We start from the raw sequence: 23,820 nt of genomic DNA on the forward strand, positions 1-23,820 counted from the left end.
TTCGATGCCTGTCGAGAGCCTCAAGGTCGAGCGATTGGACGTTCGATGTTCGATGTTCATTTTTTTGTAACCGTGAACGGTTACAAGAACGGAAAGGCTCCTAAATGCCGTTTACGATACGCACCAACTGAGGGCAATCGGACTCTATCGTACTAAGACGTATTTTAAGGGAAGCAAGAGCTGCTGGTATGTACGCCTCAAAATCTGTTTTTTCCTTAACCCTGCTCAAAAAGCCGAAGGCGCCCAGGATCTGGAGATTCCGATTAATGGCGCAGTATCTGTAGGCACGGAGAAAATCCTGACGGTTAACCGGCACAGAGCCAGAAAGCCTGTCCAGATAGTACGCCAGTAGATCTTGCTGGATATCCTCGGGAAGCTCTACGTAGGGATCGATGAGCAATGAAGCAAGGTCGTAGGGCAGGGGGCCAAGCCGGCCGCCTTGAAAATCGATGACGTAATATTTTTCGTTCCTGACAAGGATATTGCGGGATTGAAAATCGCGGTGCAGGAAACCCACAAGGCCGGTTTCAAGGGCTCTTTTGGCAAATAGTTCAAAGCCTTCCTTGAGTTTTTCAAAGTCTGTTCGTAGGCCCTTGTACCCGTTCAGAAAGGCGGTCACAAAGTATCTGGCTTCTTTTTCTAGGATAAGGCGTTGGTCATAATAAGGAGTCTGGTAGGTGAATGCCGGGTTGAATCCCTTTGCCCCTTCAACCGCCATGGTGATTAGCAGGTCAATGACGGCCTTGTAGTGGGCAAGGAGTTCTACCTGGTCTCCTGTTCGGCGAACAACAGTCTGGAGGTGAAGATCGCCCAAATCTTGCAGGGCAACAAGACCCGTGGGGCGATCGTAGCCGTAGATATGGGGAACCGGCACGCCCTTGTTTAAAAGGTGCTGTCCGATGTCAACAAAGGAATCCGCCTCGCACGTCCTGTCCTCCGGCGGGGGGCCGTGATCGACCATGATAACAGAGGTCTTTCCCAAACTGACGCGATGCCATGTACGGTCAGAGCCGTCTCCTTTGAGCTCAGACCAGGCCAGGATACCTTCGCCAATCTCCGGAACGGCCTTCGCCAGCGCCTTGCGGGCCAGGGCTTCTCTTGCTGCCCCGTGATATCCCGCCATGGTTCCTATGTCGTGCCAGTAGTGATTGCCGGGCACAAATGCCTTTAGCGTAATGCCTGCCCGGATCATCTCACAATAGATATCGATGATGCTGCAAGGGGTTCTTTCCGGGATGAAACTCAGAACCTGCGGATCGAGGACTTGTATGCCGGTAAAGGCAAGTTGGCGGTCATTTGCAGACGTTATCACATCGGGAGCCGTGGGGGGACACGGAGCCGTGTCACCAAACCCCGTGATATGATCTTTTGAATCGACCCAGACGTTGTTAAACTGCGAATAGTCGTGAAGCGCCAATGTGACGAGATGTCTGTGACCGAGGTGGAATCTATAGATTTGTGCAAGATCAATGTTGGTGAATATATCCCCGTTGATAACCAACAAGGGATTCTCATCCCAGAAATCCTCAACGTTTTTTATGGCTCCTCCTGTGTCGAGGATGGTTGGCTCGTACCTTGTGTGGACAGGGATTCCGTAGTCCTGTGCTTGGACAAACTCATCAATCATTTCAGCCAGATGGTGCGTGTTTATTATCACGGCCTCACAATGCGAGTCTTGAAGGGTGCGAATCAGGATGTCCAGCAAGGGGCGGCCTGCTATGAGAAAAAGAGGTTTCGGTTTCTCTTGGGTCAGAGGCAACAGGCGAGTGCCAAGCCCTGCTGCCAAAATCATTGCCTTCATGGTCACAAGATCATGTCAGGCCTGCAAATCGCTGTCAAGAGGATCAGAGTGGGGCCGTAGAAGCCAAGAATATTTGTGCCTTACATCGCTTCGTGTTATAAACAGATACTGAGGTTAAGAAAATGTAAATCACTAAGCTGCGTATCAGGAGGCATCATGCTACGGATCTATCGTTTGACAGCGACAACACGGGTATGGCGTCCGGGCGCCTTGTTCGTGTTTTTGGGTCTTGTCCTTTTTCTACACGGTCACGCATACGGCGAAACAGAGGCGGAGGTATTACCTCAAAGCGCTGCTGGTGTTGTCGAAAGCGATTGCATTGACCGGATCATTCCTTCCAAGCCCAATGACCTCTTTGTGGTTCTGAAAAATGGGCTCACTGTGCTTATCCGTGAATCTCATGGCTCAAAGGTGGTCTCCTGTCAGGTCCTTGTCAAGACCGGGTCTATTTTTGAGGGCGAGCGGATGGGAGGGGGGCTCTCACATTACCTGGAACATGTGGTTTCCGGCGGGACCACCTCCAGGTTCACGGAAGCCGAAATCAAAGAGAGGCTCCAGGATATAGGCGGCGCCACAAATGCTTATACCAGCTACGACGACACGGTCTACTTCATCAATACGACAAGTGCACATTATCAGGAGGGCCTTAAGCTCCTTTTGGCGTATGTGACTGACTGTCAATTCAATGATGCAGAATACCAGAGGGAAAAGCCCGTCATCCTTCAGGAGTTTCAGTTGGGGGAGAACGACCCTTCAGGGCAGTTGTGGCACTCATTTGTGAAGACAGCGTACCGAAAACATCCGATTCGGCATCCCGTAATAGGCGAAAAAGAGGTCTTTCTCAAAATGGACAAGGATGACCTCATGGCACACTACCGCCGTTGGTATACGCCTGAGAACATGGTCATTGCTGTGGCAGGCAAAGCGGACAAAGAAGATGTGTTGAAAGTTGTCCTCGAGTTGGCAGGCAGCCTTAAGAGAACTGAGAATCCCCCATATGTCCTTCCAAAAGAACCGCGACAGTTTTCTTCGCGCAAGGTGGTCAAGACCCTGGCAATAGCAAGGCTGACAAAAGCTCTTTTGGGCTTTCGAACCATCCCTCTGACAGATCCTGACCTCTATGCGCTTGACGTGCTGGCAGTGATCATGGGCGATGGCCGTACCTCCAGGCTTTATCGGCGAGTTCGAGATGAAAAGAGGCTCGTTCTTTCCATCAACGCATCGAGCTGGACCCCGGCCTATGCTGAAGGGCAATTTTCGGTTTCCATGAGTCTTTCCGGGGAGAATCTGTCGGAAGCCGTGGACGCGGTATGGAATGAACTCTCTGATCTGAAGGAAAACCTCGTTGAGGAGGATGCCTTAAGCCGGGCAAAGAATATCGTTGCGGCAGACCATGTTTTCGGACTGCAGTCCGCAGCAAGCCAGGCCGCCCGGTTGGCCTCGGATTGGGTGGCCACAGGAGATCCCTATTTCAGCGAGACCTATGTGTCGAAGATCCGGGAAGTTACCCGTGAGGAACTGAGAGGCGTTGCCAGGAAGTATTTTCAGCGGGACAGAATGACTCTTGCCGTAGTTAAGCCACCTTCGGCCGTAACTGAGAAGGACGATTTCCAGCCTGTCGAGTCCCCTGGATCGGGAATTGAGGCACGGGTGCTGCCCAATCAGATGACGCTTCTGTTGAAACGGAACTCGGCCGTCCCTGTTGTTTCCTTCAAGTTTTTTGTAAAAGGTGGGCTTCGATTCGAACCGGTCGACAGACCGGGCCTTTCTCATTTTATGGCAGGTCTTTTAACCAAAGGGACTACAAGCCGGACCAAGTTTGAAATTGCCAAGACCCTCGAAGATCTGGGAGGACATATTACGGCAAGTTCCGGATACAATACGGTAAGCGTGTCGGTCTCAGTCTTGAAGGATCATTTTGATATAGCCCTCGATTTGCTCGCCGATGTGGTTCTTCACCCCATTTTTGCCGAGAGTGAAATAGAAAAGCAGCGAAAAGATACACTCCTGGCCATCAAAAGGCTCGATGAACAGTGGACCACGGAGATCACAAGGCTCTTCAAAAGACACTATTATCGAAAGCACCCCTACCGAAACGATGTGCTTGGCAAGGCAGAGGCGGTGACGGGATTTTCCGAAGAGGATATCAGGGGGTTTTATGAGTCGATAGTGATGCCAAATAGTGCGGTTTTGGCGGTTTTTGGCGATATTGACCCGGACGTGGTTGCACCAAAGGTTCGAGAGGCATTTAAGGACTTTGAGCCCGGGATCTTGGAACAGCCCATCATTGAGGCAGAGACTCACAATATTGAGGAGGACGAGATCTTTGAGACACTAAACGAAAAGACATCGGCTGCCATTTTTGCAGGCTATAACGGCCTGCCCCTCGGTGACAAAGACACGCCTGTGGTGGATGTGCTGGATGCAATTATTTCAGGGATCGGATATCCAAACGGTTGGCTGCATGACGCCCTTAGAGGAGGACAAAAGAGCCTGGTCTACTATGTGCATGCCTACCCGGCATTTGGGGTGGACGGCGGCTATTTCGGGATAATGACCCAGACAACGGTGGAGAATTATGAAAAGGTGCTCAAGATTGTCCTGGGCCAGATGGCCTTGATTCAGGAAAAGGAAGTGGACTCCAAAACCCTTGAGCGAGCCAAAAACGTTTGCATTACCATGCACGAGATCGGACTGGAAACGATTGCAGCCCAGGCCTCAAGCTCAGCGCTCAACCAACTCGTTGGATTGGGATATGATTATGACACGAGGTATCGGGAATTGATCGAAAAGGTAAGTGCCGCCGACGTATTACGCGTAGCCAGAAAGCTTTTTTCACATCATCTGATTGTGGCGACAAAACCAAGACAACCCCCTAAGATCAAACAAATTCAAGATGCGACCTCGGTCGTTTTTTGAATGGCGTCCCGCTGCCGAAGTGTCATTTCCCCGACGTCTGGAACTTTACACAGTCTTTCTTCTCCTTGAGCCTTATGCCTTGAGTCATAAGGCATTTGAATACTTTCCTTGTACTTATGTCTTGACTGTTTGTAAAGGCGAGGATAAGCTCAAAAAACGGCGAGAGTTCATTTGAGGACAAATGCATGTACCGTGAGAACTACATAAATTCCCTCCGGGCGGAACTTGTAGAGATGGTGGCGGATTATTTGACGCCAGTGGCTCTGCGCTACGGATATAGCGACGTACCTCTGGAGGCCAATATCAAGTGGCGTCCTCAAGTGCTCGTCCTGGGCAATTACTCGTCGGGCAAGTCGACGCTGATCAACGAATTCCTCGGGGCAGACATCCAGGCCACCGGCCAGGCCCCTACAGACGATTCATTTACCATTATTACTTGCGATGATTCAGCATCCGTCGGCGATAGCGAGGAGGTGCGTATTACTGAGGAGCGGGACGGCAAGTTTCTGCTCAACGACCCGGAGTACCCGTTTGAAACGTTGAAAAAACACGGGCTGCGGTTTGCCTCGCACTTTCGTCTCAAGAAAGTGAACTCGCCGTTCCTGGAAACTCTTAGCATAATCGACACACCTGGAATGCTTGATAGTATTACCGAACGGGATCGCGGTTACAACTACCAGGAAGTGATAGGCGACCTGGCACAAATGGCTGATCTCGTGCTGGTCGTCTTTGATCCTCACAAGGCGGGAACCGTGCGTGAGGCATACATAAGCATCAGGGAGACATTGCCAACCCGTACATTTGAAGACCGGGTTCTCTTCGTATTGAACCGCATTGATGAATGCACGTCCCTGACCGACTTGCTGAGGGTGTACGGAACCCTTTGCTGGAACCTGTCGCAGATAACAGGGCGCAAAGACATCCCCATGATTCACCTGACGTACTCTCCGCGAGCAACAGCCGGTTCTGTGGATGGACTTGACGGCGAAAGGAATTATCTTAAGAACCTCGAAAACCAGCGTGATGACTTGAAAAAAGCCATTTTGCACGCCCCACGCTACCGCCTCGACCATTTGGCCACATTCGTTGAGACCCACGGAGAGCGCCTGGCTCATTTTCTCGAGACACTGATTAGCTACCGCAGGGAGTTTCGAATGTTCCGGATCAAGCAAGGACTGATCGGGCTTCTTGTCGGCGTGCTGTGCGGGGCAGCGGCAACTTTCGCAGTGATGACGTATGGCATTTTCAGCATGGATCAGCGTATGCTGCTGGCTGCCGGGGGGGGTGTCGGACTGGCGGTCCTGTTTTTCTGGATGATATTTCCGCTGAAGTTTTTTGCGTCCCGGTTTCACCGCAATCATCTGAACGATTTCGACAAACTGACACCTTTAGAGAGTCAGACCAGGCGAGACAACTGGCAGGCAATCCGGCACCTGGCGTATGCTTATCTGAAGAAGACTGCTGGGCGATTTTCGTTCAGGGGGGTTAAGCAAGAATACCGCGCCGTATGCAGGGTTCGTGACAAGGGCGCCCGGGAGATTCGTGAGGCTTTGAACGAACTGGCCGCCATGAGTGACGATGAGCCTGTGACAAGTGAAGATTCTGGATCTTCCCGGAAGGCTCCTCAGGAGAAAACAAGAGGACAAGTCAATAAATAGGCAAAAGAAGGAGGAAAACCAATGGACGCTACAGAAGCAACCATCGTACTATCCCGCAAGAAGATCGCCATCCGTCTCCTTTACACTGTATTTTTTGTCATCGTCTTGGAGATCCTCAAAACGATTATCCAGGTAGCCGTTCTGTTTCAGTATGTATACCTTTTTATCACACAGACTTACTGCAATCCGGTAATAGCGTTTTCCAATAAGGTTTCGGTCTATGCTTACAGGGTCATGCGATACATCACGTTGAACGAGAACATGCACCCTTTTCCTTTTTCCGACTTCCCGAAAGAAACAGATCCACCCGAACCAGATGTCGATTTCAAATAGGTGACCTTGGGGATAGTATTTCAGAACGATTCTTCTGGATTGAAAAGCATAGAGTCCCGGCAAATCCAGATGAGTCTGTATGAAACAGCCTACATCTGAAAAAACCACAATCCGCAAGCAGTTAAGCTCATCAGTTGAGTTTCAACCTCCTTCAACTGCATGAAAACCCCTACAAAAAAATTTTTCCCACATTATCTGGCCGTACCATAAACTGTTGTAAAAGCAACAGGTTAAGGCAGTCAGCCCCATTCGGCATATCCCTTGCTGTATATAAACTGCGTGCGGAGAGAACACCCTAGAGGAGGCGCCGGAACCCTTGCCGACCCCGTCATGGTCTGGATTACCGGGGGAAGGAAAAAAGAAGTGGGTTCATGAGAGAGGAAGGAGGTGGTACTCCTAAGTCGACAGTTCGAGGCAGAAGGTGTTTTTACGAAAGAACAAACCAGGATGCATGGAAGGAGGAAAAAGAAAATGATGAAAAGACTGGTATCAACAAAAGTCGTTTCGATGTTGGTCGTTATCCTGTTTGCAATCGCTTTTGCCGGCGTAGCTGTTTCCGGAGAGGCACAAAAGGCCCCGGAGACGGTCGTGATGAAGGGGACAATTACTGCCATAAACGCCGAAGCCGCCCAAGTCACGGTGCTGGCTGAATCAGGCGAGCTTGTAACCCTTGCAGGTTTGGATGTGGACCTGAAGGACCAGAACACAGGTGATCAGGTGATCGTAGAATTCGACAAAGACAAGGTCATCAAATCCATCACCAGGCAAGCACCGAGCCATCCGGCTCAGTAGAGATGAAAACAAGAGAGGAGGGGAGAGCCTGTTCCCTCCTCTTTGCCGGAAGAGGCACATTTGTGTCGACTCTGGATCTACCAGGCATAAGGAACAAGGCGCCATGCACACCCTCTCCGCCTTTCTTAGAGTGTGGCTCTGAATTTGCATGGATCTTGCATATCAGTTTGCCAAAACTGATTTTTCAGAGAGTTCCAAGGAGGGCTTGGGGTATGATCGACGACAATGAGCTAGTTGAACGAAGGGAATACAAACGACTCCAGCTCAAGGGCGATGGAGTTGCCTTGCTCAGGACTTCATCCCTTCATTCCACCATAGTCGGCGAAATCATAGACATAAGCACCGGTGGGGTTGCATTTCGCTATATTGCCGGCGATGAACAGTTTAACGGGTCATCTGAGTTAAGCCTGGTATCGGCCGACCACAGTTTTTATCTGGGTAACCTGCCGATCAAAACCATTTCCGATTTGGAAATGGCCAAATTTCCTTTTGGGTCTGTGTCAACAAGACGACGTGGTGTAAAATTTGGGAATCTGAAGCAAAGCCAGAACTTTGCGCTCGAGCATTTCATGCGCAACTACACCATCAGCGAGGCCTGACCGAAACACTGAGAAAGGGTTCAGAGGTTCAATGTTCGGAGTTAGTGAAGGCTAACAAAAGAAAAGCAACCCTAAACGCTGAACCTGTGAACGTCTACAACCTTTGACATGAAACAGCCCGTCCAACAGTCGGACGATGCCGCTGTCAGGGCTCGTCTAGCCGAATTGATCAGCAACATGTCTGATGTCCAGAGGCAAGACCTCTTGAGCACCCTGGAGGATTGGCCACGCAGACTCCAAAGGAAACATCCCAGGAAAGACTGCCACATGGCCGTAGACTACACTGCCGGGGATCGTACCTTCAAAGATTTCATACGCAACCTCAGCGCTGGCGGGGCCTTTATTGAAACCCGCACGCCATTTTCCATTGGACAGGAGATGACTCTGACCTTTTCGCACGCCAACAACTCAAAACCAATAAAGATCACCGGTGAAATCGTCTGGACCGGCACGCTTGGAATCGGCGTGAAGTTTAAAACGCCAAACCAAGACCTGGAGTTGCTGATCAAATCCCTCTATTGAATCTGCTTACAAAAATAGATCTTCAGGTTTTCTGCTTCCGTACCGATAAGAGACACCGACACAAAAGAGTTGAGAAAAAGGCAAACCTCTCGAAAGAGTGGGACGCAAAGCCTCCGGTCCGCCACAGGCGGATAGCGGGGTTGCCCAACCAGTGGACAAGCTGAATACTGGAGCCCATCCTTTCGAGAGGAAAATGGGCTTTTTCTTTGGGCTAACCCAAAATGATGAAATGACAAGGAGGATAAGGCACATGATAGACCCAACCAATTCAGCTTTGTCCGCTCTGAGAGCCTTTGGTGAAAAGCAGGGGGTTACTTCTCACAATGTCGCTAATATGAACACAGACGGTTTTAAGAAGAGCCGAGCTGTTCTTGAAGAAGGCGATCCTTCTGGGGTCACGGTATCCGTTACCCAGATTGACACACCCGGAGCGCTTGTGTCTGCTGACGATGGGACCGGGGAAATGCGAGAAACTTCTAATGTGGCGCTTGAAGAAGAGGTCTGCAGCCTCATTACTACCAGACATGGCTTTGCCGCAAATGTGCAAACCCTGAAGACGTGGGATGAGATGACAGAAGAGCTAATCGACCTGTTCGCTTAACATTTGATTTTCATTGCATTCGGCAGAAGCGTGAAAACAAACCTATCAGCGTCCCAGGCGTAGTTGCCGTCAACTTGCAGCGCCAGTGGACGTTTTAGGCTTACAGAGAGCTTTTGACCGCTTCGGTACTCGCCAATACGGTTGCCCACAGTGAATGCGGTTGCCACACCGACGACGCACTTAAGGAGCCCGGAGTTTATCCACAAGATATGCAGTTTCCGGTCGTCGAACCGTGCTCCTGGAACAACATTCATTCCGAAGCCATAAAAAGGCTGTTTAACCACCATCAGGCTTAGCAGATTCTCTGCCACAAATGTTTCGTCATCAAGCGTAATGGTGGCGACGGCCCGTTTGTATCCTCCGAAATAGGCGGTGAAGGCGGCTCGCAAATATGTCTTCAAGCCGGCGCCACCCTGGGCAACGCATTGGTCCCTCAGCCGGATTGTCGTTGCTTCCATCCCCACAGATGCCATGAACGCACGCTTCTTACCGTCGCACTCAAGCAGGTCATATTCGTGTATTTGGCCGTCCCTGATGCGGATGGCAATGTCAGCCAGACTTCCTTTGTATTGTAAAGCGTGCCGCATGGCGTTGCCAGTGCCTAAAGGGAGATAGGCAATTGGTGTCTCAGCAGTATCGACATAATTGATGATGTCGGAAAAGGTCCCGTCCCCCCCGGCGGCGACCAGGACATCGCAACTGGTGGCAAGCTCGCGCGCGCATTGACCGAATTCGCCCACTGTCCTGATATCGAGCCCGTGTATTTGCGCATTTAAGATATGGGCGGCTTTGGCCAGGGCAGCGCGCTTTTGATCGATGGTCATCTTGCCCGAGACAGGGTTGGTGATAATCGCGTACCGCATCTCATCAGTTAGGTATAATGCCTGAGGATGGCCCCGCACAGTCCGGGAATAGTGTACTCCTGGGCTTCGATATTCACTTTGAACCCGAGTTCTTTTGCTGTATTGGCAGTAATGGGGCCAATGCAGGCGACCGTGACCCCATCGATTAGGCTTTCAAATCTTTCAGCGGGAAGCAGGGCCTTGAAGTTTCTGACCGTGGAAGAACTGGTAAAGGTCACAATGTCAATGGAGCGTTGCTCCAAGCGGCTGATCAGCAGGTCCAGATTATCCCCTGCTTGCTCAGTCTGGTAAGCAGCTATTTCGTCAACCGTGGCCCCCATCTTGCGGACTTCTGTCGGCAAAATAGGCCTGGCCTCTTTGGCACGGGGCAGCAGCACTCTTTTCCCATCCATAGGCTCGTTTTTGAAGGCTTCTATGATCGACTCTGCCCGGTAGGTTTCCGGAACAATGTCGCTATTGAGGCCAAAATCACGTAGCCGTTTGGCCGTAGCCGGGCCGATGGTTGCTGTGCGCACATTTCCGAGGGCTCGTACGTCCTTGCGTCTTTCAAAGAGCCTGTGAAAGAAGAAGTCAACGCCGTTTACACTAGTCAGAACAAGCCAGTTATACGTATCAAGGCGATCGATGACTGCATCCAGGGGCGCCCAGTCCTCCGGAGGCACGACCCGGATGGTGGGGCATTCCAGACACTCGGCCCCCAGGTCGGAAAGCTGCGCCACCAGTTCGCTTGCCTGTTCTCTGGTCCTCGTGACCACCACGGTTTTTCCAAAGAGGGGCCTTTTTTCAAACCAGTTCAGGGTTTGCCTGAGATTTACGACTTCGCCGACAACAATAGCTACGGGTGGCTTGAGTTCGGCTGCCTCGGCCTGTGCCACGATGGTTTCCAGTGTGCCAACCAGCGTGATTTGCCGGGGCGTGGTGCCCCATCTCACAAGGGCCACCGGAGTCTTTGGGTCTCGGCCGGCTGCGATCAGCTTTTCCGTAATACTAGGCAGGTTTTTGACACCCATCAAAATGACCAGTGTGCCCACGCCCGTGGCGAGCTTGGACCAATCCACCGTGGATTGCTGTTTTGTCGGGTCCTCATGACCGGTGACAATACCCACGCTGGCAGAGTATCCACGATGTGTCAAGGGTATGCCCGCATAGGCCGGAGCAGCGATGGCCGAGGTTATGCCAGGGATGACTTCAAAGAGAATGTTCGCCAGTGCCAGGGCTTCAGCCTCCTCACCGCCCCTGCCAAAAATAAAGGGGTGTCCTCCTTTAAGGCGAACAACGGTGCGGCCCTGTTTTGCCTTTTTCACGATGAGATTGTTCATCTCATGTTGAGGAAGGGTATGAATACCCTCCTGTTTGCCGACATAGATGATTTCCGCATCTTGCCTGCCATATTTCAACAGCTTGGCTGACGCCAGGTGGTCATAGATGATGATATCAGCCCGCTTGAGACACTCCCTACCCTTAACGGTTATAAGATCCGGATCCCCGGGCCCGGCGCCGACCAGATAGACTTTCCCCTCCTTCATGTTTTCAGATCCTGAACAGCTTTGCCGTACACGTTTTCTAAGATCTCTCTTCCCCCCTTTTTAAGGAGGCGGTCGGCCATTTCCACGCCCAGCTTTTGGCCTTGGTCCAAAGGACCGGAGATCGTTTCTCGTAAAAGGAGAGAACCGTCCACTTCTGCCACAAGCCCGGTCAAGACAATGCTGCTTTCAGTGACCTTTGCGTGGCCGGCAATGGGGACCTGGCACCCGCCCTCAAGCCGGGCCAGAAAGGCCCTTTCTGTTTCCACGGCCAGGCGGGTATCCCTGTGATCCATAGCTACTGTGAGGCTGTGAATAGTCTCATCCTTTTCTCTTATTTCGATCGAAAGCGCCCCCTGTCCGATGGCAGGGAGCATGATGGTCTCAGGAAGATATTCAGTAATGCGATCCTTCATGCCCAGCCTTTTGACACCAGCGGCCGCCAGAACGATGGCATCCAGGCCCTCTGTCTCCAGTTTACGAAGGCGGGTGTCGAGATTTCCTCTCAACGAATGCACGGTGATATCGGGCCTGGCATGTCGAGCCTGGGCGCAACGCCTCAGGCTGCTGCTTCCAACACGAGCGCCCTCGGGTAGGTCTTTGAACGCATGGCCGTTCCTTGAAATCAGAACGTCCAAGGGATTTTCCCGCTCGGGCACAGCGCCGATACAAAGGCCCGGTGGGAGTTCGGCCGGCATATCTTTCATGCTGTGCACAGCCAGGTCAACCCGGCCTTCCAAGAGCGCCGTCTCAATCTCCTTGACAAAGAGGCCCTTTCCACCAACCTGGGCAAGGGGCACATCCTGAATCTTGTCTCCCGTGGTCTTGATCTTGACCAGCTCGATTTCATGTTCAGGATGAAGTGCCAGGAGATGGGAGCGAACCCATTCCGCCTGCCAAACCGCGAGCGCACTTCCTCGTGTGCCAATCTTGATCATTCCCATTTTCATTCACTTGTTAGACAGGGTCGACAGAATTTGAGGAATTCCCTGCAAGATTATGAATGGCTACAGGTGCTGCAACTCGTGGCGCTACAGCCGCTGCAAGCTGAGCCCTGTGAACTTGAGAACTCACCATCACTCTTGTGGCTTACAACAGAAAGAAGCTTTTTGACCTTCTTGCCGTTACAGTCGGGACACGTGACACTCTGATTCCCAAGAACAAGGACCTCAAAATCCTTGTCGCATTTTGCACAATGGTATTCGAAAATAGGCATACTATGGCCTCCTTGATTTCAGGTTTCAGGTCCGAGCGCTACGCTTCTCCAACCTTAATCTCTTCAATACAATGGACTCTCAAGAAACGCAGTTTACGGGCGCGAAAAGTATAGCTGCAATATAGAACGTAAGCAGGTATTTGTCCAGCCCTACTCAATGGCCGGATCTGGTGATTTCCTCAATCACGGCAGCCGCAAGCAGGGGGAACATGATCTCATGGTGACCGATAAGCGAATACCCTTTTCCGCCCTGGCTGGTGGGACGACTAACTACATTGGTTATGGGGCGGTAGTGGCGGATAAAATCCATATTGACGGCCGTAAATCGCTCCACCTTGTGTCCCATATTCCTGACCAGCGTCAGCGCTTTCAAAAAGACCTCTGGCAGGATTACTGCAGAGCCGATATTCAAATATACGCCATTTTCTAAGGCGGCAACCACAGAGGCAAAGAGCCTGAAATCGAGGTGGCTTGCCTTGCCTGCAGCCCCCGGGTCGAATCCCGGATGGATGTGAACAATGTCCGTTCCAATGGCTACATGGATGGTTGCGGGGATCTCAAGGCGTGCCGCTGTTGCAAGGATACTCTCTTTGGCAAAGGGGAGTTGCTCTTGCGTGATGGCACGCCCTACGGCCTGACCGAGCCCTAAACCATCCTTATCGGCCTTGGAGATGGCACGATTTAAGAAATCGGCTGACTCTTTTGCCATGCCAAAGGCGCCCTGTTCCAGACCCTCCAAGACTTCTTCAGAGGTTCTTCCGACCATGGCAAGCTCAAGGTCGTGGATTATACCCGCCCCGTTCATGGCAATGGCTGTGATGATGCCACGCTCCAGCATGTCCGTGACAACAGGGTTGAGGCCCACCTTAATAACATGGGCTCCCATGGCCATGACCACATGCTTGCCGGCGCTATGGGCCTTGGCAACGGCTGAAACCACATCCCTGAAATCCCTGGCGGCCAGGATGTCGGGGAGGCGTAGCAAGAAGTCCTCAAAAGTCCCTTTCGGCTTCCATCTGCGAGCAAAATCGCCCCGATCCACCTTGCTTTTCCGAGATTCGAGGGGATAAGTTTTGAGAGAAGCAAGCTCTATGGGTCTATAACGTTTCTCCATGGGTAAAGACGTTAATCCCGTTTCATGAAGCTATCGGGGAAAAGGATTCGATCCACCAGGTCGCACAGGATATGTCCGACCGTGATGTGGGTTTCCTGGATGCGCGGGGTAGCACGGGAATCAACATTTAAAGCCAGATCGCAGCAACGACCCAGCTTGCCTCCACCACATCCTGTCAAGCCCAAGGTGTAAAGGCCCACCTCCCGGGCCGTTTGCATGGCAACGAGGACGTTTCTTGAGTTGCCGCTTGTGCTGATTCCCCAGGCTATATCATCTTTTTTGCCAAGGGCCCTGATCTGCTTGGAAAAGACCTCGTCAAAAGAATAGTCATTGGAAATACTGGTCAACACAGAAGTGTCAGTGGCAAGCGCCAGTGCAGGCAAGGGCCTTCGCTCCACGACAAACCGGTTTACGAATTCCGCTGCAATGTGCTGGGCATCAGCAGCGCTGCCTCCGTTGCCAAAGATGAGAAGTTTGTGGCCGGAGGCAAAACATGTGGCCAGATGCCTGGCGGCTGCAATAAGGGAATCCAGGTTTTTTTTGACAAAGGACTCCTTTACTCGAACGCTTTCCTTCAGTGTCTGCAGTACAATCTCTTTCATGAGTCTGCTATAGCACTCTGGGCCTCGGCAATGGATTCCCCGCAATCCTCTCCAAGCTCGGAGGCCTTCTTGAATTGTTCCAGAGCTTTTTCGAATTCCCCGTTCTGAAAGTAGAGCTTGCCCAGTCTGGATCGATAAAGGCCATTGTCAGGATCAATGGCGGCGCTCTCTCTGGCCAGGACAATGGCGATTTCGATATTTTCGCCTAGAACGCCGTAAAGATGCCCAAGGGCGCTCAGGCTTTTCGCATCGGTCGGGTGATTTTTGATTGCTTTTTCATAGGCCTGGGTTGCCTCCCGGAGCATTTCTTTTTCCACGTGACACTCCCCCAGGGTTCGGAATACGCGTGCTCCTTTGGGCTTGTTCCTGGCTGCTTTTTCAAGATACTCAATGGCCGTATCAGTCTGGCCCATCTCTCGATAACACAGGCCGATTTGGCAGGCTATGTCGGGGTGGTCTCCGTCAAGGCCGTGGGCTTCAAGAAAGAGGCCCAGCGCTTTGTCATTGTTGCCTTTCCTGAGGTGGGCAAGCCCCAGGTTATAGGTGGCCATCACATCTTTCGGATCGAGGCTGGTAGCTGTCTTAAAGGCGTCAATCGCCTGATCGAACTTGCCCTGTACGCCATAACAAACGCCGAGACTGTTGTGGACATTCACGTTTTGAGTGTCCACCATAAGGGCCTTCTTAAATTCCTCAATGGCCCCATAAATGTCTCCGTATTGATAGAGCTTGTCAGCGCTGATATTCAAGCTGACGGCATCAAATGGCGTGATCGTGTTTCCTCCAAAGAACGCAGCATGATCCAGGGCCTTTTGGGCATTAGACGGAATGGATGTTCTCTCAAAGGGCCAGAAAGGGTATACGGCCAAGCCGATCGATACGGTCTCTTCTCCGCGAAGGCTGAGGCGGCGCTGGATCTGACGGGCCAGCTCTACAGCGGCTGCCTCGTCCAATTCCGGACAGAAACATGCAAAGCGCTCCTCGTCAAGGCATCCCCATTTCATAGGACAGGGCCTGGCTACATCGTCTATGATCCGTGCCAGTCTGAGGACAATACCTGACGTGACATCTTCCCCAGAGTCCTTGAGCATCTTTTCAAAATCGTCAATACGAATGACAAGGACAGCAAATTGGTCACTCTGCTTTGCAGAAGATTCAAAACGGGCAAGGAGTTCCTCACTTACAGGTAGTTGAGGAAATTCCTCTCTCAGGGCCTTTTCCCCTACAAAACGCTCTTCCACGTTACTTCTCCGCCAGGATTTTCTCAAATGTTGCAGCAATGACGGCTAGTTCTTCGTCCTGCACAGTACGCATGTCCATCACCACGAGTTCGTCTTCAATGCGGCCGATAACAGGCGGGGTTGCCTGGCGCATCATACGTTCAATCCTGTTTGCCGAGAGGCCATCTATCTTGATGCCGACGCACTTCGTAGGAAGCTCCTGGAGCGGAAGGGAACCTCCACCCACACGGGATGAGCTGTTGATGACAACGACCTTGAGTCGATTGCTCCCCAGCCTTTTCAGGCGATCCCGGAGCCGTCTTGCCTTGGCGGCAATGATCTTGGCAGGCATGGTCAGCATGGAAAGGGTGGGGATTGCGGAAACAGCCCCGGCTTCGTCCCGATAGTAGTGCAGTGTGGCTTCCAGAGCCGCCAGTGTCATCTTGTCGATCCTGAGGGCCCGATTAATCGGGTTTTTCTTGATGCGCTCAACAGCATCCTCTTTTCCTACAATGATTCCGGCCTGGGGTCCACCGAGCATTTTGTCGCCACTAAAGGTGATCACGTCAGCGCCTGCTGCAACAGTCTCCTGCACCGTGGGTTCCTTGATGAGACCGTATTTCGAGAAATCCACAAAGTTGCCGCTGCCGAGATCTTTCATGACAGGAAGATGATACTTGGCCCCCAGTGCAACCATATCCTTGAGAGGAACACTGCACGTGAACCCCACTATAGCATAATTGCTGGTATGGACCTTGAGCAACAATGCCGTGTCGTCTCGGATTGCTTCTTCATAATCAGCCAGATGGGTCCGGTTGGTCGTGCCGACCTCTACCAGTCTTGCGCCACTTCGGGCCATTACATCCGGTATGCGAAATGACCCTCCAATCTCTACGAGCTCGCCCCTTGAAACGACCACATCTTTTCCTCTTGCCAGGGTTTCAAGGGACAAAAAGACCGCTCCGGCATTGTTGTTCACCACCATGGCAGCTTCAGCGCCACTTATCTCGCACAGGATGTCCTCAACGCAGGTGTATCTTGAGCCTCTCGCCCCCTTTTCAAGATCGAATTCCAGGTTTGAATAACGGCTTGTGATTTCAGCCACGTGCCTGGCGACACTCTCCGGAAGCAAGGATCTGCCCAGGTTGGTGTGAACAACGACGCCTGTTGCATTGATGACATGCTTCAAATTGAACCCCATTGCCTTGTTTACAGTCCGCTCGGTGAGACGCAAGAGTTCACTGTCAGAAAACGATGCGTCGTCCACAGTTTCATCACACGTAAGGATCGTTGACCTTAGTTCTTCGAGGGTCTTTCGGATTGATGCCACGACCACCGATCTTGGGAGATCTCTTGCCGGGTAGGCCCTTTCCCACAGGTCAAGGACGTGATCCACACCCGGAAGTTGTCGCAACAGGGCTTGGCGTTCTTGGTTCAAAGCTCTTCTCCCTTGGGACAAGACGTCGTCTATCTTTCTGTTATCTTTGCATTCATATCACACCTGAATCCAACTTGCCACGCAAAAAAGCGGAATAGGCGCGACATGGGGGATTTTAGAAATAATCTTGATTTTTCCTGTTTCAAATTATAGACGGTTGCTTCTGCAAACGGTTATGGATATATAAAGAAGCCTACCTCGATGCACTCGCAAAAAGTCGTCACCCCGGCGAAAGCCGGGGTCCAGGTCAGTCATAAGTTTCTGATCCGCCTCCGGCGGACTGGATTCCGGCTTTCGTCGTTCGACCCTGAGGCTCTCGACGGGCCGGAATGACAAAAAAGGACGTTTTTTGACTTTTTACGAAACCATCAAGCTTGTTCAGGCACTATTTTGAAGTCATGAGGTCGTGCAGTGAACATATGATCGATCTGAGTGTCATAATCGCATATTTTTCGGTCATGCTCTTTGTGGGCTGGCGCAGCCGGCGTCAATCTGCAGAGTCTTACTGGGTTGCTGAACGCAGATATCGGACAGGCCCGGTGACTGCCTCGCTGGTGGCAACTATCTTTGGGGCATCTTCCAGCATGGGCATCATTGGCCTTGGCTATTCCCGCGGTTTGACCGGCGCCTGGTGGTCATTGATCGGAGGCATTGCCCTGATTCCGTTTGGCTTGCTTCTGGCAGGCCGTGTTCGGGCCCTCAAGGTGTATACCCTTCCGGACATCCTCAAGAAAGCCTATGGTGAAAGGGTTGCCATCCCTGCAGGCATAGTGATTGCCGTAGCCTGGTGCGGGGTCATAGCCGCGCAGCTCATCGCCGGCGGGCGGATTTTGAGCGGTATTTTCTCCATCGAATTTCAGTATGCTCTGGCTGTAGTCGCCGTTGTTTTTGTCTTGTACACCTTTTGGGGAGGTCAAGTTTCAGTCATCAGGACCGACTCGTGGCAACTCTTTCTTTTTGCTGGAGGGCTTCTGGTTTCGTTGGGGTTTCTGTTTTCATATCGGGCTACGGGATTGCCTTTGTGGGAAAACGTCCCCCGACAACACCTCCGGTTTCCGGTCTCAACTGGCTTTGGCTGGTATGACGTGCTGGTTTTTTATCCTCTTGTTGTAGGCCTTCCCTACCTAGTGGGGCCGGATATCTATTCCCGGGTGTTGTGCGCGAAAGATGATCTTGTGGCCCGAAGATCTGCCATGCTTGCTGCTGCGGTGGTGATACCCCTTTCTTTCATCCTTGCCTTCTTCGGGCTGTTAGTGAAGGCTAATTTTCCGGGCATCGTGCCCGAGGCAGCACTGCCGAAGGCCTTGAGCGCAGTCATACCCGCGGGGCTTAAGGGTTTGATTGTGGCCGGATTTTTGGGGGCGATCATGTCTTCTGCTGACACCTGCCTGATTTCTGCATCTACCATCCTTTCGCTCAATGTGGTTGGCCCGTTCCGGCGGGTTTCAGAAAGGGAGCAGCTGAAAGTCACCAGAGCAGTCCTTGTGGCCGTGGGATGTGCTGCCTGGCTGATAGCGAGCTTGCAGCAAGGAATCATTTCATCACTCCTTCTGGGCTATACTGTCTTTGTTGGGGGTATTGTCTTTCCAACCCTGGCGAGTTTTTGTCAACGGCAATTCAAGATCACATCAAACGGCGCTTTGTGGGCGATTGTGGTTGGAGGAGGCGCCGCTATCATGGGAAAGATCCACGGCGGCGCCCCTATGAAGGCCATCCTTTCCGCTAGCGGTGAGGAGTTCTTGCAACTCATAATGGGCCCCCAGTATCTGAGCATCCTTCCCATCGTTTTGTGCCTCGTGGTGATGATCGGGGTGAGCCGGATTACGCGCTCTACTCAGGTGGATAGACTGAAGGTGGAAGGCTAATAGGGACAAATCATGCGTGATCACACAAAACTTCGGGCATTTGAGTTGGCTGGCGAGGTAGCAGTATTGGTTTATCGGGTGACCGCAAGGTTTCCGAGAGAAGAGTTGTATGGTTTGACTTCTCAAATGCGCCGAGCAGCAATTTCGATTCCTTCTAACATCGTTGAAGGATGCGCACGTGACAGTCAGGCCGATTACCTTCGTTTTCTCCACATAGCCTTCGGGTCATTGAGGGAACTGCATTATCAACTAAGTTTATCGAAGCGTTTGGGCTTCTTGTCCAACGAGAATTCATCCCTGATTGAACCAAAGGTAGTCGAAACTGAGAAGGTTTTGAATGGCTTGATTCGGGCGTTGCAAGATGGTTGAAATACTTCAGCCTTCAGTCTTCAACCTAAATAGCTGGGTAGTTACGAATAGACGGCTGAACTTTTACAAAATATCCATGCCATGGTATGAATGTCGAATAATGAAAGATCGAAAATCATCAGTTAAGAAGGATTCACGCATGGTCTTGGAAGTGCCGGGATTTGTTGGGGGCGCCATTGCCGCCGACATTAAGAAAAAGGGAGAGAAGGACCTGGCTATCGTGTTTTCCGAAGTCCCGGCCTGTGCTGCCGGTGTGTTTACAAAAAACAGGGTACAGGCCGCTCCGGTGCGGGTTGACAAAGAGCGGATTGCATCCGGTCGTGCCCAGGCCATTGTGGCAAATAGCGGCAATGCCAATGCCTGCACGGGATCACGCGGAATTGAAGACGCCACGGCCATGGCTCGTGCTACGGCCAAGGCTCTGGGGATAGGAGATGAATTGGTCCTGGTGGCCTCGACAGGTGTTATCGGGCAACCTCTAAATCTTTGCGCTATTGAGGCGGCCATCCCGAAGCTTGCCGGACAACTCAGCCGCACGGGGCTTTTTGAGGTGGCGCAGGCTATCATGACGACCGATACGTTTCCCAAGGCTGCCTCAAGGAAGGTGTTTGTTGGAGAGAGGGCCTTTAGCGTGGCTGCCGTGGCAAAAGGCGCGGGCATGATTCGACCGGACATGGCCACAATGCTCTGTTTTGTTTGCACAGACGTGAGTGCAACGCCGCAAGCCCTGGACGCGATCCTGAGAAAAGCCGTGGCACAGTCCTTTAATGCAATCACGGTGGATGGAGACACAAGCACTAATGACACGGTCCTTGTCCTTGCTAATGGCCTGTCTGGAGTGAATCTGGGAGAAGCCTCTTGCGCTGAAGCATTTCAAAAGACCCTGAACGAGGTCCTCTCCACCCTGGCTTTTCAGATCGTCCAGGACGGAGAGGGGGCTACAAAACTGGTTAGAGTCGAGGTGAAAGGGGCGGCAAGTGACGAAGACGCCAGGCAGGTGGCTTATACGATTGCCGAGTCCCCTTTGGTAAAAACAGCTCTTTTCGGAGAGGATGCCAACTGGGGCAGGATCATGGCCGCCATTGGCCGGGCCGGCGTTCCCGTCAACCCTGAAACCATTCAAATCTGTTTCGATGAGGTCCGGATCGTTAAGGACGGACAGGGGTGTGGTAGCGAGGCAGAAGCAGAGGCCACGAGGATCTTTAAGAACGATCAATTCAGCATCACTGTTGACCTCGAGCTTGGCAGCAGTGCCGCCACAGTACACACGTGCGATCTGTCGACAGATTACGTCAAAATCAATGCCGATTACCGCACGTAGTGAGATGTTTCATGCACTATATTGACTATTCCCATCAGCACGAACTGGTCGAGCATGATTTTTTGGGCTGCTGCAAGGATTGTCAGCGCAGTCTGGAGATAATAAAACCCCACATCATGGCGTTTACCAAACGGATTAAGGGTTATACCCGCAACATGCTTGCGGCGCTCAGCCCTGAGGATCTCTATCGCCTTTACCGGATTCTGGATGATCTGGCCCATATGGAGGCTGGCGTTCATCTTGCCGGGCTGATCCTGGACGAGTCCGACATCCGGAGGGAACTTCCGGTGATCCGTTCGTATTATGCTGCGTTTTTCGACATCCATGAGGTGCACCTGGCAGAGGACTTGCTCAAATCGGATGCCCCGTGGGAAACCTTGAAATCCTTTCCCCTCTATCCCCGTTATTTGGCGCTGGTGAGAAACCAGATCGAGGCTATGCATATAGCGCCGGACAGCATCCTGGTCTTTATCGGATGCGGTCCTGTGCCCGCGAGCCTGATCCTCATGAGCCGGCTGTACGGCATACGGTCTGTCGGCCTGGAGAACTCCTCCGAAACCGTTGAGCTGGCAAAAAAGGTCATCCAATGTCTTGGGCTGGGAAAAGAGATCGAAATAGTCCACGGGGATGACTCCAATCTCAAAGAACTCGATTGGGATATAGCGCTGATTTCGGCCCTGGCAGAACCCAAAGCGCGGATTTTTCAAAGCCTCCGCCAAGTCTTAAGGGAACGGGGAAAGCATGTTCCGGTTGTTTTCCGGACTTATACCGGGATGCGTGCCGTCCTGTATGAACCGGTTCAACCCGGCGATATCGAAGGATTCAGGATCGCAAGAGAGATTTTTCCTACGGGCCGGGTCAATAATACGACCGTTCTTGCGGAGTTGGATGAGTGAAAGAGGAGTCTCTCGATTCTATCAAGCATGAATTCATGGACATCTATGCTGCCATCCGTGATCTGTCGGATGGAGAGATCCTTAACGGTCCTGATGATGTTTTCCGTCCCCATTTTCAAAGGCTGCAACGCCTGGCCGCAACGGATGTTGACGATCATGCGGCGGAAGGAATCCTAAGCGACCGGGAGTTTCAGTCGGCTGCAAGACAGATCTGCCACCTGAAGGCCGTCAACGGGTTAAGAATGGAGATTGAGTCTGCGCGGTTGATTATCGCCGGCCCTGATCCGTGGGCTCTGGTAAAGCGTTTCGTGTTTTACCCCAACTATGTTGAGCTGGCGCGCATGGAATACGAGGGTGGGGATCTAAAGCAGGGAGCCTGGGTCGTGTTTCTGGGGAGCGGCCCGTTGCCCCTGAGCCTTATATGCCTCTGCAAACAGTACGGTGTCAAAGGCATTGGTATTGAGCAGACGCCGGAATATGTCGAGTTTTCCAGAGATGTTATTCAAAGCCTTGGACTCTCCCGGCATGTTGCTATTGTTCAGGGGAATCATTTTTCCTTGCCGCTGCAGGAAGAGTGCAGGCTCATCATGGTTGGAGCCGATGCACTGCCGAAGGATGAGATTTTTACGCATCTTGCAAAGGCGCTCCCGGACGGAGCGATGCTCTCTTACCGAATCTACGAAAAGGGTCTAAGACGTCTTCTGGATGATCAATCCGTTTTTGACCTTCCCCCCGAATTCAGGGAGCACGCCCGCATCCGTCCGGAACCGCCCGTTAACAATACTTCTGTTTTCATAATCAAGAATACTTCTCATTATGAGAATAGAACGATTTGAAGAGATTGAAGGATAGCAGTTGGCCCGCGAGCCAGCTCGCCAGGTCAACGAAAAAAGGTAACCCTGAGCCGACTTCGCCATAGTAGCCGTAAGCTACGACGGCTGAAACAGTGAACTCTGAACCTGTGAACGCTTACGGATTATTAAACATAACAAAGTCCGTTCCAACTCCTTTTCTCCTTGTAGAAGAAGAGACCGTAAGAAGAAATATCAGCCGCATACATGATTATGCAAACAGGCACGGGTTTGCAGTACGGCCCCATGTCAAAACCCATAAATCCCTTTGCATCGCCCGTATACAGATCGATTCCGGGGCAGTCGGCATTGCGGTTGCAAAGATCGGGGAAGCCGAGGTCATGGCAAAACTCGGCAATGTTGATATTAGCGTCGCCTATCCTGCTCTCGGAATTGCCCGCGCGCAGCGCCTTGCAATGCTCTCTCTGAAACAAAACGTTAGAGTTGCGGCTGATTCCCAGTATGGCATGGAGGAGCTTGCAGATGCAGCCGTTAAACATGATACCACTGTCGGAATTCTGGTCATGTTTGACGCCGGGCTTCACCGTTGCGGAATTGCTGATCCCGGACAGATCGTAAAATTCGCTAAATACGCAGAAACACACGCCGGGCTTCGCTATGACGGCGTTCAGATGTATCTGGGGCAACTGTACGGAGATGCCGCAAGAGATCCGCAGAGTTTTACCCGAATAAATCGCTTGTGGGACCCGGTATATGAAGCCCTCTGTGCCGCCGGACTTCGGCCTGAAACAGTCTCTTCAGGCTCCACGCCATCTCTTCAAAACACGCACCTTGTCCATCATGTAAACGAGATCCGGGTCGGAACCGCCGTGCTGAACGATTATTTTGTTTTGAAGTTCGGCCATTGCGTCCTCGGAGACTGTGCCGCCCGTGTGGTTGCAACCGTTGTTTCAGATGTGGTTCCGGGCCAGGTGATCATTGACGCCGGTTCAAAGGCCCTTTCCGCAAAGCAGTTGTTGCGCCACGAGAACCCTGAGATGGGCTATGTTTCTGAGTATCCTGAGGCACGGGTTTTTCGTCTCCATGAAGAGCACGGCTGGGTTGATGTCAGCCGCTGCGAAAATCCGCCCCGTGTCGGAGAGCGCATGAGCATTGTGCCGGTCAACGTGGCGCTGTGCATGAACCTCTACGATGCGTTTTACCTTCTTACCTGTGACGGGAAAGTGCAGAAAGAAAAAGTGGATGCCAGAGGATGCTGCGTTTAGAGGGCTTGTAACCGTTCACGGTTACAAAAAAATGAACATCGAACATCGAACGTCCAATCGCTCGACCTTGAGGCTCTCGACAGGCATCGAA

General features: G+C 52.0%; 22 protein-coding genes and 1 riboswitch. Of the genes, 13 read left to right on the forward strand and 9 right to left on the reverse strand.

The genetic code is table 11. The features are described from left to right. Positions 1 to 100 precede the first annotated feature (100 nt). Positions 101 to 1,801: a phosphotransferase gene (locus tag JW883_15205; GenBank protein ID MBN1843612.1), complete on the reverse strand. Its 1,701-nt coding sequence runs from the start codon at positions 1,799 to 1,801 to the stop codon at positions 101 to 103. A gap of 156 nt (positions 1,802 to 1,957) precedes the next feature. Between JW883_15205 and JW883_15210 the strand changes: the two genes are divergently transcribed. From JW883_15210 to JW883_15240, 7 genes are all read left to right on the forward strand, one after another. Continuing rightward, on the forward strand, positions 1,958 to 4,720 hold the full coding sequence (locus JW883_15210; protein ID MBN1843613.1) for an insulinase family protein: 2,763 nt from the start codon (positions 1,958 to 1,960) through the stop codon (positions 4,718 to 4,720). Between the two features lie 185 nt (positions 4,721 to 4,905). Continuing rightward, positions 4,906 to 6,378 (forward strand): dynamin family protein, encoded by a 1,473-nt coding sequence (locus tag JW883_15215; GenBank protein ID MBN1843614.1) that lies wholly within the window; start codon positions 4,906 to 4,908, stop codon positions 6,376 to 6,378. A gap of 21 nt (positions 6,379 to 6,399) precedes the next feature. Further along, on the forward strand, positions 6,400 to 6,711 hold the full coding sequence (locus JW883_15220) for a DUF4389 domain-containing protein (protein MBN1843615.1): 312 nt from the start codon (positions 6,400 to 6,402) through the stop codon (positions 6,709 to 6,711). Positions 6,712 to 7,182: 471 nt separating this feature from the next. Continuing rightward, on the forward strand, positions 7,183 to 7,503 hold the full coding sequence (locus tag JW883_15225) for a hypothetical protein (GenBank protein ID MBN1843616.1): 321 nt from the start codon (positions 7,183 to 7,185) through the stop codon (positions 7,501 to 7,503). Positions 7,504 to 7,715: 212 nt separating this feature from the next. Further along, positions 7,716 to 8,102, forward strand: coding sequence for a PilZ domain-containing protein (locus tag JW883_15230; GenBank protein ID MBN1843617.1), 387 nt, complete (start codon positions 7,716 to 7,718; stop codon positions 8,100 to 8,102). A 108-nt stretch (positions 8,103 to 8,210) separates the two neighbouring features. Then, positions 8,211 to 8,624: a PilZ domain-containing protein gene (locus JW883_15235; protein MBN1843618.1), complete on the forward strand. Its 414-nt coding sequence runs from the start codon at positions 8,211 to 8,213 to the stop codon at positions 8,622 to 8,624. A 69-nt stretch (positions 8,625 to 8,693) separates the two neighbouring features. Then, positions 8,694 to 8,772: riboswitch (cyclic di-GMP riboswitch) on the forward strand. Positions 8,773 to 8,874: 102 nt separating this feature from the next. After that, a complete protein-coding gene (locus tag JW883_15240; protein ID MBN1843619.1) occupies positions 8,875 to 9,225 on the forward strand; it encodes a hypothetical protein in 351 nt (116 codons plus the stop codon). On the opposite strand, the gene JW883_15245 is transcribed toward JW883_15240, so the two are convergent. The 8 genes from JW883_15245 to JW883_15280 form a co-directional block, all read right to left on the reverse strand. Continuing rightward, on the reverse strand, positions 9,222 to 10,088 hold the full coding sequence (locus JW883_15245) for an NAD(+)/NADH kinase (protein ID MBN1843620.1): 867 nt from the start codon (positions 10,086 to 10,088) through the stop codon (positions 9,222 to 9,224). The two genes, JW883_15240 and JW883_15245, sit on opposite strands and share 4 nt — an antisense overlap. 8 nt (positions 10,089 to 10,096) lie before the next feature. Further along, entirely contained in the window at positions 10,097 to 11,614 is a 1,518-nt protein-coding gene (gene cobA / locus JW883_15250) for a uroporphyrinogen-III C-methyltransferase (GenBank protein ID MBN1843621.1), read from the reverse strand. After that, a complete protein-coding gene (gene hemC, locus JW883_15255) occupies positions 11,611 to 12,561 on the reverse strand; it encodes a hydroxymethylbilane synthase (GenBank protein MBN1843622.1) in 951 nt (316 codons plus the stop codon). The genes cobA and hemC overlap by 4 nt, the downstream gene beginning before the upstream one ends. A gap of 47 nt (positions 12,562 to 12,608) precedes the next feature. Then, positions 12,609 to 12,827, reverse strand: a complete 219-nt coding sequence (locus JW883_15260; GenBank protein MBN1843623.1) for a zinc ribbon domain-containing protein — start codon at positions 12,825 to 12,827, stop codon at positions 12,609 to 12,611. Positions 12,828 to 12,981: 154 nt separating this feature from the next. Continuing rightward, complete coding sequence (locus JW883_15265) at positions 12,982 to 13,941, reverse strand: hypothetical protein (GenBank protein ID MBN1843624.1); 960 nt, start codon at positions 13,939 to 13,941, stop codon at positions 12,982 to 12,984. A gap of 11 nt (positions 13,942 to 13,952) precedes the next feature. Continuing rightward, positions 13,953 to 14,543, reverse strand: coding sequence for a D-sedoheptulose 7-phosphate isomerase (locus JW883_15270; protein ID MBN1843625.1), 591 nt, complete (start codon positions 14,541 to 14,543; stop codon positions 13,953 to 13,955). Then, entirely contained in the window at positions 14,540 to 15,784 is a 1,245-nt protein-coding gene (locus tag JW883_15275; protein MBN1843626.1) for a tetratricopeptide repeat protein, read from the reverse strand. Before JW883_15275 ends, JW883_15270 begins: the two co-directional genes overlap by 4 nt. 1 nt (position 15,785) lies before the next feature. Continuing rightward, on the reverse strand, positions 15,786 to 17,201 hold the full coding sequence (locus JW883_15280; GenBank protein MBN1843627.1) for an L-seryl-tRNA(Sec) selenium transferase: 1,416 nt from the start codon (positions 17,199 to 17,201) through the stop codon (positions 15,786 to 15,788). 419 nt (positions 17,202 to 17,620) lie between these two features. Between JW883_15280 and JW883_15285 the strand changes: the two genes are divergently transcribed. The 6 genes from JW883_15285 (at position 17,621) to JW883_15310 (ending at position 23,729) form a co-directional block, all read left to right on the forward strand. Continuing rightward, entirely contained in the window at positions 17,621 to 19,066 is a 1,446-nt protein-coding gene (locus tag JW883_15285) for a sodium:solute symporter family protein (protein MBN1843628.1), read from the forward strand. 12 nt (positions 19,067 to 19,078) lie between these two features. Further along, complete coding sequence (locus tag JW883_15290) at positions 19,079 to 19,435, forward strand: four helix bundle protein (protein MBN1843629.1); 357 nt, start codon at positions 19,079 to 19,081, stop codon at positions 19,433 to 19,435. 139 nt (positions 19,436 to 19,574) lie between these two features. Then, positions 19,575 to 20,756 (forward strand): bifunctional glutamate N-acetyltransferase/amino-acid acetyltransferase ArgJ, encoded by a 1,182-nt coding sequence (gene argJ / locus JW883_15295; GenBank protein MBN1843630.1) that lies wholly within the window; start codon positions 19,575 to 19,577, stop codon positions 20,754 to 20,756. 11 nt (positions 20,757 to 20,767) lie between these two features. Next, complete coding sequence (locus JW883_15300; GenBank protein ID MBN1843631.1) at positions 20,768 to 21,652, forward strand: class I SAM-dependent methyltransferase; 885 nt, start codon at positions 20,768 to 20,770, stop codon at positions 21,650 to 21,652. Further along, on the forward strand, positions 21,649 to 22,488 hold the full coding sequence (locus JW883_15305) for a methyltransferase (protein ID MBN1843632.1): 840 nt from the start codon (positions 21,649 to 21,651) through the stop codon (positions 22,486 to 22,488). The genes JW883_15300 and JW883_15305 overlap by 4 nt, the downstream gene beginning before the upstream one ends. 125 nt (positions 22,489 to 22,613) lie before the next feature. Then, positions 22,614 to 23,729 carry an alanine racemase gene (locus tag JW883_15310; protein MBN1843633.1) on the forward strand — a complete coding sequence of 372 codons (1,116 nt, stop codon included), beginning with the start codon at positions 22,614 to 22,616 and terminating at the stop codon, positions 23,727 to 23,729. Positions 23,730 to 23,820 lie beyond the last annotated feature (91 nt).

The sequence above is a fragment of the Deltaproteobacteria bacterium genome (assembly GCA_016930875.1).
Taxonomy (GTDB): Bacteria; Desulfobacterota; Desulfobacteria; order Desulfobacterales.

Bases quoted from the DNA above. Each gene is read 5' to 3' on its own strand.
- JW883_15205 (MBN1843612.1), bottom strand. From the start codon at position 1,801: ATGAAGGCAATGATTTTGGCAGCAGGGCTTGGCACTCGCCTGTTGCCT.
- JW883_15210 (MBN1843613.1), top strand. From the start codon at position 1,958: ATGCTACGGATCTATCGTTTGACAGCGACAACACGGGTATGGCGTCCG.
- JW883_15215 (MBN1843614.1), top strand. From the start codon at position 4,906: ATGTACCGTGAGAACTACATAAATTCCCTCCGGGCGGAACTTGTAGAG.
- JW883_15220 (MBN1843615.1), top strand. From the start codon at position 6,400: ATGGACGCTACAGAAGCAACCATCGTACTATCCCGCAAGAAGATCGCC.
- JW883_15225 (MBN1843616.1), top strand. From the start codon at position 7,183: ATGATGAAAAGACTGGTATCAACAAAAGTCGTTTCGATGTTGGTCGTT.
- JW883_15230 (MBN1843617.1), top strand. From the start codon at position 7,716: ATGATCGACGACAATGAGCTAGTTGAACGAAGGGAATACAAACGACTC.
- JW883_15235 (MBN1843618.1), top strand. From the start codon at position 8,211: ATGAAACAGCCCGTCCAACAGTCGGACGATGCCGCTGTCAGGGCTCGT.
- JW883_15240 (MBN1843619.1), top strand. From the start codon at position 8,875: ATGATAGACCCAACCAATTCAGCTTTGTCCGCTCTGAGAGCCTTTGGT.
- JW883_15245 (MBN1843620.1), bottom strand. From the start codon at position 10,088: ATGCGGTACGCGATTATCACCAACCCTGTCTCGGGCAAGATGACCATC.
- cobA (MBN1843621.1), bottom strand. From the start codon at position 11,614: ATGAAGGAGGGGAAAGTCTATCTGGTCGGCGCCGGGCCCGGGGATCCG.
- hemC (MBN1843622.1), bottom strand. From the start codon at position 12,561: ATGAAAATGGGAATGATCAAGATTGGCACACGAGGAAGTGCGCTCGCG.
- JW883_15260 (MBN1843623.1), bottom strand. From the start codon at position 12,827: ATGCCTATTTTCGAATACCATTGTGCAAAATGCGACAAGGATTTTGAG.
- JW883_15265 (MBN1843624.1), bottom strand. From the start codon at position 13,941: ATGGAGAAACGTTATAGACCCATAGAGCTTGCTTCTCTCAAAACTTAT.
- JW883_15270 (MBN1843625.1), bottom strand. From the start codon at position 14,543: ATGAAAGAGATTGTACTGCAGACACTGAAGGAAAGCGTTCGAGTAAAG.
- JW883_15285 (MBN1843628.1), top strand. From the start codon at position 17,621: ATGATCGATCTGAGTGTCATAATCGCATATTTTTCGGTCATGCTCTTT.
- JW883_15290 (MBN1843629.1), top strand. From the start codon at position 19,079: ATGCGTGATCACACAAAACTTCGGGCATTTGAGTTGGCTGGCGAGGTA.
- argJ (MBN1843630.1), top strand. From the start codon at position 19,575: ATGGTCTTGGAAGTGCCGGGATTTGTTGGGGGCGCCATTGCCGCCGAC.
- JW883_15300 (MBN1843631.1), top strand. From the start codon at position 20,768: ATGCACTATATTGACTATTCCCATCAGCACGAACTGGTCGAGCATGAT.